Source organism: Williamsia sp., assembly GCF_016462415.1.
Classification (GTDB): Bacteria; Actinomycetota; Actinomycetes; order Mycobacteriales; family Mycobacteriaceae; genus Williamsia_A.
This window is the reverse complement of sequence record NZ_JAEMTF010000002.1, coordinates 111,236-113,069: the sequence shown is the minus strand read 5'-3', so window position 1 is coordinate 113,069 and position 1,834 is coordinate 111,236. Positions and strand designations below refer to the sequence as shown.

The window sequence follows — 1,834 nt, the reverse complement described above, 5'->3', positions numbered from 1 at the left end:
GAGCGGGTGACGGGAATCGAACCCGCGTAGCTAGTTTGGAAGACTAGGGCTCTACCATTGAGCTACACCCGCGAGCACACCGCGCCGAGTGGGATCGCCACCGGCGCCGCGTGCGGAAGCGACTGTACCGCGTCGCGGGCGCGGAGCCGAAATCACCACCGACTCCGATGCGGTCGGCCACCGATTCACGCCGGTCACCACGTGACACGTAGTATTTGCGGCTGGTGTCTGCGTGGGTCGAAATCGACTCGCGGTCGTTCGGGCGCCTGGTGCGGGATGTGGCGCAGCTTGGTAGCGCATCCGCTTTGGGAGCGGAGGGTCGCAGGTTCGAATCCTGTCATCCCGACCATGAGGACCGACGGAAGTGGCGTTGTCGGTCGCCGACAACCCAGGCCGGCAGCAATTCGCTGCCGGTCGTTCTACATAAGGAGTCAAGTTCGTGAAGAGCACCGTCGAGCAGCTCAGCCCGACGCGGGTCAAACTCAACGTCGAGGTCCCCTTCGAGGAACTCGAGAAGGAGTTCGCCCGCGCCTACAAGTCGCTGGCGCAGCAGATCCGCATCCCCGGCTTCCGTCCCGGCAAGGCGCCGGCCAAGTTGATCGAGGCACGCGTCGGTCGTGACTCCGTCCTGGCCCAGGTCGTCAACGACGCGCTGCCCGGCAAGTACAGCGAGGCCGTTGCCGAGACCGAGACCAAGGCCATCGGCCAGCCCGACATCGACCTCGCCGAGCTCGAGTACGGCAAGTCGATCACTTTCACCGCCGAGGTCGACGTCCGGCCCGAGATCACCATCCCCGCGTTCGACACCCTCGCCGTCGAGGTCGAGCCGATCGAGGTCGACGACGACGCGGTCGCCGAGCAGTTCGAGGCCCTGCGGGCCCGATTCGGAACCCTGACCGGCGTCGACCGTCCCGCGCAGGACGGCGACTTCGTGTCCATCGATCTCGCCGCGTCGGTCAACGGTGAGGCGGTCGAGGAGGCCTCGACCACCGGGCTGTCGCACGAGGTCGGTTCCGGCCAGCTGATCGACGGACTCGACGAGGCGCTCGTCGGCATGACCGCCGGCTCCGACAAGACCTTCACCACCACCCTCGTCGCCGGTGCGCATGCCGGTGAGGAGGCGGAGGTGGCCGTGACGGTGAACACCGTCAAGGAGCGTGAGCTGCCCGAGCCCGACGACGAGTTCGCCCAGATGGCAAGCGAATTCGACACCATCGACGAGCTCAAGGCCGATCTGCGCGAGCGGGTCGGACAGTCCAAGAAGATGGAGCAGGCGAGCGCGATCCGTGACGCCGTCCTGGAGAAGCTCCTCGAGACCGTCGAGATCCCGCTGCCGCAGGGCATCGTCGACGCCGAGGTCGAGAACCAGGTACACGAGGTCCTGCACGGCCTCGACCACGACGAGGAGCAGTTCGCGAAGCTGCTCGAGGCGCAGGGCACCACCCGCGAGGAGTTCGAGGGGCAGGCACGCGAATCGGCCGAGAAGTCGGTCCGGACCCAGCTGCTGCTCGACGCCATCGCCGAGGACCAGGAGACGGTCGTCAGCCAGGACGAGCTGACCCAGCAGATCCTGTTCCAGGCGCAGCGATACGGCATGTCGCCGCAGGACTTCATCGGTCAGCTGCAGCAGGCCAACCAGGTCGGTGCCGTGTACGCCGACGTCCGCCGCAGCAAGGCCCTCGCCGGACTCATCGGTGAGGTCACCGTCACCGACACCACCGGCGCCACCGTCGACACCGCGGAGTTCTTCGGCTCCGGTGAGGACGACGCCGCGGTCGAGGTCCCCAGCGACGCCGACGAGTCGGCCGATGACGTGCCCGCAGAAGACGCGACC

1 protein-coding gene and 2 tRNA genes are annotated in these 1,834 nt (G+C 67.2%); 2 read left to right on the top strand and 1 reads right to left on the bottom strand.

Features of this window, described 5'->3' with window-relative positions; all coding sequences use genetic code 11:
- Window position 1 precedes the first annotated feature (1 nt).
- A tRNA-Gly gene (locus tag JHC79_RS01180) sits at window positions 2-72 on the bottom strand.
- A gap of 200 nt (window positions 73-272) precedes the next feature.
- Here JHC79_RS01180 and JHC79_RS01175 point away from each other — a divergent pair.
- Together JHC79_RS01175 and tig are read left to right on the top strand one after the other, a co-directional pair.
- Window positions 273-349 (top strand) — tRNA-Pro (locus JHC79_RS01175).
- A gap of 90 nt (window positions 350-439) precedes the next feature.
- On the top strand, window positions 440-1,834 hold a 1,395-nt coding region (gene tig, locus JHC79_RS01170), incomplete at its 3' end, for a trigger factor (protein ID WP_296388032.1).